Below are 7,881 nucleotides of genomic sequence, written 5' to 3'. Positions count from 1 at the left end.
ACGTCGGGGATCAGGCGCGCGGGTTCGGCGGCGATGGACCTCGCGTTCGTGGCCTGCGGGCGGTACGACGGTTTTTGGGAGGTGGGGCTCTCGCCGTGGGACGTGGCCGCCGGAGCGCTGCTCGTGAGCGAAGCGGGCGGGATCGTGACCGACGTGCTGGGGGGGCCCGGTTTCCTCGAGCGGGGCGACATCCTTGCGGCGGGAGCCTCGGTCCACGCGGACATGCTCCGGATCACGCGGGATGCCTTCGGCGGCTAGCCAGGACGCCCACCGCCCGAGCCCAGCGATGGAACGACGCGAAACCCGGACGCTCGGGTGCGTCGACTCGGGCTACTCCAAGGGCTGCGCGTGGGCCTCCCCGGACCGCTCCTCCTCCTGCTTGTAGAGGTACTTGATCGCGTGCTTGAACACGAGGAGGTTGGGGCTTCCGTCGCGGTTCACCTTGATGCACGAGCGGTCGTACCACTCGATACGGCCGCGGAGCTGCTCGCCATTGTCGAGCACGACCACCATGGGCGTCCTGTTGTTCATCTGCTTGAGGTAGTAGAACGCCTCCGCGCTGGTCTGCTCCGGAGGAACCGGACGGCGGCGCGGCACGGCAGCGCCTCCCCCGCCCTGAGGAGCCTCGCGCCCCGCGCCGGGCTGTGCCGCGGGGGCGGTCATCGGCAGCCGGTTCGGTGCGAATTTTTCCTTGATCTCGGCCAGATTCGGCCTGACGAGCTTCCGGTTGACCATCTCGATCCTCCCGGGACCGGACCTGTCGTCGCCTGCCTCCCCGGGAGTAAGAGGCGTGGGATCGCCTTCTTCTTCCGGGGACCCATGGCACCCGCGCCTCGCCGGCCCGAGGCCGATCTTCGAACGATGGGAACTCTCCGACCTGGCGCTGGTGCGGGAGCGGGGCTCTCACCCCGCTGTCTGTCGTACGCTTCGCAGTAAGAGATAACACCAAGAGGCTGGCGGTGCAACCCGATCGTCCTGCGTCGAAGCAGGACAACCGGCGGGGTCACGGCTCGAGCGCTCCCGGAGCGATCCGGCTCTGGTACTTCGGCGACACCCAGATCTCGGCTTCCTTGCGGGCCTTCTTCATGAAGTCGTTGTAGGCCTGCTCGAACCTCGCCTTGTAGAGCTTTTCCTTCAGATTCGCGCGGAGGTCCTCGAGGGATCGCTTCTGCGGCTCAGCTCGTGATTCGACCTTGATGATGTGAAAGCCGTAAGGAGTATCCAGGACCTGACTCACCTGGCCGGGCGCCAGGGTGAACGCGACCTGTTCGAGCTGCGCGGCGAGCTCCCCTTTCTTCACGTCGGCGATCAGGCCGCCGGACGCCTTGGTTCCCGCCTCCGAGAACTCCCTGGCGAGGGCCTCGAAGTCGGCGCCGGGCGCCGCCGCGCGCTCGCGCAACCGCTCCGCCTCAGCCCGGCGAGCCTGCTTCTTGTCTCCCTCGGCCAGGAGGACGATCTCCCTGAGCGTGGCGACGGCGGGCACCTCGGATTCCTCGGGATGCTCCGTGTAGAACGCCTCGACTTCCTTGTCCCCTACCGACACGCGGTCCTTCACCTCGTACCCGAGCACCTGCTCGGGCGCGGTCCACTCCACGAGTTTCTTCTTCAGATCGGCGATCGTCATGTGGTCCTGGTCGAGCATCTTCTTGAGCTCGTCATCGCTCTTGATCTTCCGGTCCTCGCGGAAGTTCGACAGGAGGTTGTCGCCCATCTTGTCCATGTCGAAGAGCCGCTGGGCGCGGTGGAGGAGGATCTTCCGGTCGATGAGATTGATCAGGAGCCCGGCCTTCGCCGTCTTCACCCGGTCGTCCAGTTCCTTTCCCGTGTACTGGCGGTAAAGGTCCGAGAGCAGCTCCTGCTCCGAGTCCTGAAGGTCCGACCGGGTGATGATGTCGTCGTTGACCTTCGCGACGATCTCCTCGACGACCTCGCCGCGAGCGATGCCCGTCCCGAGCGATCCCGCCAGGACCGCAAGGAAGATTCCGGCTCCCGCCCGGATCGGTCCTGTCATGCTCCCACCTCCGTCTGCCCTCGACTCTCAGTGTTGTCCGCCCGGGCCGGGAGCGCCAGCCGCAGCGGAGGGCCGCACGTCCTCCGGCACGTACCGGAACGGGAGGTTCTCCGGGTGGAGCTCGATCCTCGCCTTGCGCCTGAGCGCCTCGAGGAGCTGCGTCGACCCTTCCGCCACCCTGGCTTGCCGAAGAGCTTCCTCGGCACGGGACCGAAGCACCTCCTCGCTGTCCTGGCGCTCCGTCGGCCCCGACTGGTAGTAGAAGAGATACGGGGCTCCTTCCAGGATGACCACGGGGCTCACCTGACCCGGCTCGAGCTTCGCCAGGGCGTTCCTGACCTCGTCGGGCAGGGACTCTAGAGGGGCCTCCTGGAGCTGGCCTCCGTCGGGTCCGAGGTCCTCCCCCGACGCCGCGGCCCGGTCGAGCTTGCGCTTCATGGAGAGGATCTTGCGGCGCCGGCGCTCCGCGTCGTCTGGGGACGCCAGAGCGAACGACCGGAGCACGACCTGCGGCCGCGCTCGGAGAGCCTCGCGGTTCCGCGCGAGGTACCCGTCGACGTCGGACGGGGCCACCTTCGCCCGAAGTAGCGCGCTCGCTTCCCGCAGCTTCTGGATCGTGAGATCCCGGACCGCCAGTTTCCGGTCTTCCTCCGCCGGTGCCGATGCGCCGGGCGAGCCCTCGGCTCCGGATTCGAGGTACGACCTCAGCTCCTCCGGAGTTACCCGAATCCCCGTGCGGCGGGCCTCGGCCAGGAGCACTTCCTCGTCGATGAAGTTGTCGTAGAGCCGGCTCTTGACCCGGTCCAGGTCGTCCGCGGCGGAACGCTCGCCGTTGCCCTCTTCGGCCAGATTGTCCCTGAGATATTCGTCGAGATCGGCCACCGTCAGGGCCTTGCCGTCGAGGATCGCCACCGGCTTCCGCGACGGGTCAGGCGGCGGTGCAGGGGCGCAGCCCGGCAGCCCGAGGAACGCCGCCACGAGGAGTAGCGGGATCCGCGTCGCGGCCGTCCTCTGCGGCGCCGGGCGCCAGACGTTCGTCACCGTGGTTTCTCCGGAAAGGCAGCGGGGGTGGAGTATAGACTGCGAGAAGCCGGCCGTTCCAGGGCGCGGTGCCGCTCAGGCCGCGGTTTCGCCCGCCAGGCGCTCCAGAACTTCGCGCACCGTGCGAATCCGCTCCCCCGCGCGCTCGGGAGCCGGCAGGACCATGATCCCCGACGGGGTCAGCATGCCGCGCTCCCGGGCGAGCATCTCGACGATGCGGCGAGGCTCCAGGGTCGCCTTCTCGCGGAGGCGGATCTGGAGCCGCCCGTCGGCCACGTCGACGCTCCGGACCCCCGCGGCCTCCGCGGCGAGCCTGAGGCGGCCGAGGTCGAACAGGTTGACCGCCGGAGGTGGGAGGTGCCCATACCGGTCCTCGATGTCGGCCTGGAGCCGATCCACCTCGGCGCCGTCGCGCGCCGAAGCCAGCCGCTTGTAGAGCACGAGCCGATCCCCGACGTCGGGCATGTAGCTCTCGGGAACCTTGATGTCCACGCCGAGGTGGAGGCTCGCGGGGACGCGCTCCTCGATCCGCTCTCCCCGAAGCTCCCGGACCGCTCCCTCGAGGAGCTGCGCGTACAGGTCGAATCCGAGGGCGGCGATGTGGCCGTGCTGCCTCGATCCCAGGAACTCCCCCGCCCCGCGGATCTCGAGGTCGGCCGCGGCGAGCCGGAACCCCGCCCCCAGCTCGCTGAACTCCTGGAGCGCCTTGAGCCTCTTGCGCGCGGTGTCCGAGAGCGCGTGCCGCCCGGGGATGATGAAGTAGGCGTAGGCGTGGTGCTCGCTCCGGCCGACTCTTCCGCGGAGCTGGTAGAGCTGGGCGAGGCCGAATCGGTCCGCGCGATTGACCACGATCGTGTTGGCGCTGGGGATGTCGAGGCCGTTCTCGATGATCGTGGTGGTGACCAGGATGTCCGCCTCGCGGCTCACGAACCGGAGCATCGCCCGCTCGAGCTCCCGCTCCGCCATCTGTCCATGCGCCACCACCAGCCGCGCCTCCGGAGCCATCTCGCGCACCGCGCGAGCCATCGCCGGGAGCGTCTCGACGCGATCGTGCACCACGAACACCTGGCCGTTCCGCCGCAGCTCCTGCCGGATCGCCTGGGCGATCACGCTCTTTCGGAACGGGACCAGGTAGGTCTGGATCGCGGAGCGTCCCGGCGGCGGCGTCTCGATGACCGACAGGTCGCGCACGCCGGCCAGGGACATCTGGAGCGTGCGAGGGATCGGTGTCGCGGTCATCGCCAGCACGTCGATCCCAAGGGCGAGACTCTTCACCCGCTCCTTGTGGGCGACCCCGAAGCGCTGCTCCTCGTCCACGACGAGGAGGCCGAGCTTGCGAAAGCGCACGTCGCGGGAGAGCATGCGGTGCGTCCCGATCAGGACGTCCACCTCTCCCCGCTCGACCATGAGGAGCACCTCCTTGACCTCCGCTGGGGAGCGGAAGCGCGAGACCATCTCGACGCGGAGCGGAAACGGCGCGAACCGGTCCCGGAACGTGCCGAAGTGCTGCGCCGCCAGCACGGTGGTCGGGGCCAGAACCGCGACTTGGAATCCGTCGAGCACCGCCTTGAAGGCCGCGCGCACCGCGATCTCGGTCTTGCCGAAACCCACGTCTCCTACCAACAGCCGATCCATCGGCCGCGGCGACTCCATGTCCTGCTTCACGTCCCGGATCGCGCGCTCCTGGTCCGGGGTCAGCTCATACGGAAACGCCGCCTCCAGCTCCGCTTGCCAGGGCGTGTCCGAGGAGAACGCGTTCCCCTCCGCGGTCCTGCGCTTCGCGTAGAGATCGAGCAAGTCCTTCGCCATCGACACGACCGACTTCCTCACGCGGGACTTGATCCGGTCCCAGCCGGGTCCCCCGAGGCGGTCCAGATGCGGGCGGTGCCCGGCGACGCCGCTGTACTTCTGGACGAGGTCGAGGCGGTCGGTCGGGACGAAGAGCCGGTCGCCCGCCGCGAACTCGAGCAGCATGAAGTCCCTGTTCAGGCTTCCGCCTTTCGGCCGGCCCAACCCGGCGTACCGGGCAATTCCGTGGTCCACGTGGACCACGAGGCTCCCGACCTTGAGATCGCGGAAATCCGAGAGGAACGCGGCGCGTCCCCGGCCCTTCCGCTCGGGGGCCCTCGGCTCGTCGCCGAAGACCTCGCGCTCCGACAGGACGACGATCTTCTGCTCCGGGAGCTCAAAACCCGTCCTCAGACCGCCAGTCAGGACGTAGAGCCCGCCCGGTTCCCCCGAATCCGGCTCGAGCCGGTCCGCCGCGGACAGGAGCGCCGGGGCGTGCCCGTATTCGGTCAGGATCTCGGCGAGGCGCCCGGCGCTTCCCGGCGCTCGCATGACGCAGAGGGTCCTCGTGCCGGCCCCCCGCTCCGCGCCGACGCTCCGGGCCAGGTCGGCGACCCGGCCGGAGTAGCTCGGCGCCGGGCGCGACGCTGCGGTCAGCGAGACCGAGACGCCCGGCGGCGGCTCCCCGGCGAGCTCGTGGAAGAACAGCTCCGCCGAGCGCAGGCGATCGCGCACTTCCACCGGGCGGGCGTAGAGCCGGTCCGGGGGCGGCAGGATCCGGTCCCCGCTCTGCTCGTAGGCCGAGCGGGCGTCGTGGCCCGCCCGCGCCAGCTCCTCCTCGACTCGCGCGGGCTCGTCTACCGCGAGGAGCATCCCGGTGGCGTGCTCGAAGAGGAGGACCGGCCGCGCGGCGGTGAGCGACGCCAGCGCCTCGAGGCCGGGCAGGCATCCCTCGGCCCGCAGCGCGTCCAGGCGCTCGCGAAACTCCCGGACCGGGCCGTCCTCCCTTCTCGCCCTCGCCGTCCCGTCCTCGAGGTAGCGGGCGAGGCGCTCCAGGGCGTCGTCGCCCGCGGCGCTCTCCGCCGCCGGAGCGATCAACGCCTCCTCGACGAGGCCCGTGGACCTCTGGTGGTCCGTGTCGAACGAACGGAGCGAGTCTACCGCGTCGCCGAACAGCTCGATCCGGATCGGCTCGTCGGCTCCAGTCGGGAAGATGTCCACGATCCCGCCCCGTCGCGAAACCTCTCCGGGGGCGCTCACGGTGTCCACGCGGCGGTAGCCCGACGCCATCGCGTCGAGGACAAAACGGTCGGGAGGGAGGCTATCTCCTTTCCGTACCACGCGGGTCCGGGACGCCAGCTCCTCGGGCGACGGAAGTCGCGCGAGGAGCCCGCGAGCGGGGCAGAGTACGAGGTCCGCGTCGCCGCGCGCGAGCCGCCGGAGCGCGACGACGCGCTCATGGATGATCTCGGGATGCGCCGGGATGCCGTTGTAAGGATCGGCGTCCATCGCCGGGAGGACGGCGATGCGGCGAGGGTCGCGTCCCACGATGGAGGCGAACGCGGCGAGGTCGCGGTGCCAGGATTCCAGCGCGGTATCGTCGGGGACGACGAGCAGGATCCGGCGCCGGGTCCGCTCAGCGATGAGCGTCAGGACGAGGGCTCTGGCGCCCTCCACCAGCCCCTCGAGAGCCACGCCGCCTCTGCCTTCCTCAAGGCGGCGTTCGAGCTCGCGTAGGAACGGCGCGTCGAGGATCGGCGCGAAGAGGAAGAGACCGGCGCTCATCGGGCCCAGACTACGACCTCCCGCGCGACCTTACCAGCGGACCGGCTCGCCTCGGCCGACGCCCGTCGCGGACGGCGCCCAGCCTCACGCCTCGCCTCCGCCTCCACCGCGCCCCTCAGCCGGGACCTCCGGGTTGTACAGCCCTCTCCGGAACCGCCAACGCACCCGGGCCACATCGAAGATCATGTTGATCGGGTCGCCGAGGAGGCTCACCTTCGAGCCCGGGGAATTCCGCCAGACCACCGGAACCTCCCGCACCTTGAGGCCGAACCGCTTGCACAGGTAGAGGAACTCCACATCGAACGCGAACCGATCGACCACCATCTTCTCGAAGAGCGGGCGGACCCGGTCGCGGTCCAGGAGCTTGAATCCGCACTGCGTGTCGCGATACGGGAGGCCCGTCATCAGACGGATGATCCGGTTGAAGGTCCTCCCCATGGCCTGCCGCACCGCGCTCTGGCGAACTTCGACGCGCGAGCCCGAGAGGGCGCGCGAACCGATCGCGACGTCGAGGTCGCGCTCCCGCACAGCGTCGGCCAGGGTCGCGTGCTCCTCTATGGGGGCCGAGAGGTCGGCGTCGGTGAGCAGGACCCAGCGGCCCGCGGCCTCGACGACACCGCGCCGCACGGCATGCCCTTTCCCGCGGTTCTCGTCGCTCCTCAGGACCCGGCCCCGGCGTCCCCTCAGGACATCCGAGGCGATGCCCGCGGTGGCGTCCGACGAGCCGTCGTCCACCACGAGGATTTCCTCGGTCAGCCCCGCCTTCTCCACGTAGGCGGCGATCCTCGCCAGCGTTCCCGCGATGCGACGCTCCTCATTGTACGCAGGGATCACGACGGTCAGGTGGGGCCGGCCTGCGCGCTCTGCGGTCACGGCGTCCTCAGTTCGTCGCCGGGAGCGGCAGCGTGCCGCCCTCCTCGACGAATCGGTCGTACGGCTCCGCATGGCCGTGGTGGACGATGAACAGTCTCGGGTACTGGACCACGTCCCCGTTCTCGTCGAACGCGACGGGGCCCGAGGCTCCCGAGTAGTCCTCGATCGCGTCGAGACCGCGCCGCACGCTCTCCGGGTCCGGCGAGCCTTCCCGCTCCATCGCGAAAGCCAAGAGCTTCAGCGCGTCGTAGGCATGGGCGGCGAAGGGGTCGGGGTCCTCGTGGAACCGGGCGCGGTAGTCGGCGACGAAGCGGCGAGTGGCGGGACGGAGCGACTGGGGATCGAACGACGTCTCGGGAAACACGAGCCCCTCGGCGGCCGGC

At 69.8% G+C, this 7,881-nt stretch carries 7 protein-coding genes; 1 reads left to right on the top strand and 6 read right to left on the bottom strand.

Going from position 1 to position 7,881, the window contains the following annotated elements; translation table 11 throughout:
- On the top strand, window positions 1-258 hold a 258-nt coding region (locus tag LAO51_19190), incomplete at its 5' end, for an inositol monophosphatase (protein ID MBZ5640868.1).
- A 72-nt stretch (window positions 259-330) separates the two neighbouring features.
- Here LAO51_19190 and LAO51_19185 read toward each other — a convergent pair.
- From LAO51_19185 to LAO51_19160, 6 genes are all read right to left on the bottom strand, one after another.
- Entirely contained in the window at window positions 331-663 is a 333-nt protein-coding gene (locus LAO51_19185) for an RNA chaperone Hfq (protein ID MBZ5640867.1), read from the bottom strand.
- Between the two features lie 340 nt (window positions 664-1,003).
- Complete coding sequence (locus LAO51_19180) at window positions 1,004-2,011, bottom strand: peptidylprolyl isomerase (protein ID MBZ5640866.1); 1,008 nt, start codon at window positions 2,009-2,011, stop codon at window positions 1,004-1,006.
- Between the two features lie 27 nt (window positions 2,012-2,038).
- Window positions 2,039-3,052, bottom strand: a complete 1,014-nt coding sequence (locus LAO51_19175) for a peptidyl-prolyl cis-trans isomerase (GenBank protein ID MBZ5640865.1) — start codon at window positions 3,050-3,052, stop codon at window positions 2,039-2,041.
- A gap of 75 nt (window positions 3,053-3,127) precedes the next feature.
- The gene (gene mfd, locus LAO51_19170; protein MBZ5640864.1) at window positions 3,128-6,625 is read right to left on the bottom strand and encodes a transcription-repair coupling factor; all 3,498 of its coding nucleotides are present in this window, start codon (window positions 6,623-6,625) and stop codon (window positions 3,128-3,130) included.
- Between the two features lie 84 nt (window positions 6,626-6,709).
- Window positions 6,710-7,498: a glycosyltransferase family 2 protein gene (locus LAO51_19165; protein MBZ5640863.1), complete on the bottom strand. Its 789-nt coding sequence runs from the start codon at window positions 7,496-7,498 to the stop codon at window positions 6,710-6,712.
- A 7-nt stretch (window positions 7,499-7,505) separates the two neighbouring features.
- Window positions 7,506-7,881: ABC transporter substrate-binding protein (locus LAO51_19160; protein MBZ5640862.1), on the bottom strand; the 376-nt coding region annotated here is incomplete at its 5' end.

It is taken from the genome of Terriglobia bacterium (assembly GCA_020073205.1).
GTDB lineage: Bacteria > Acidobacteriota > Polarisedimenticolia > Polarisedimenticolales > JAIQFR01 > JAIQFR01.
Note: the sequence above shows the minus strand (reverse complement) of the source record. Positions and strands in the feature narration are given on the sequence as shown.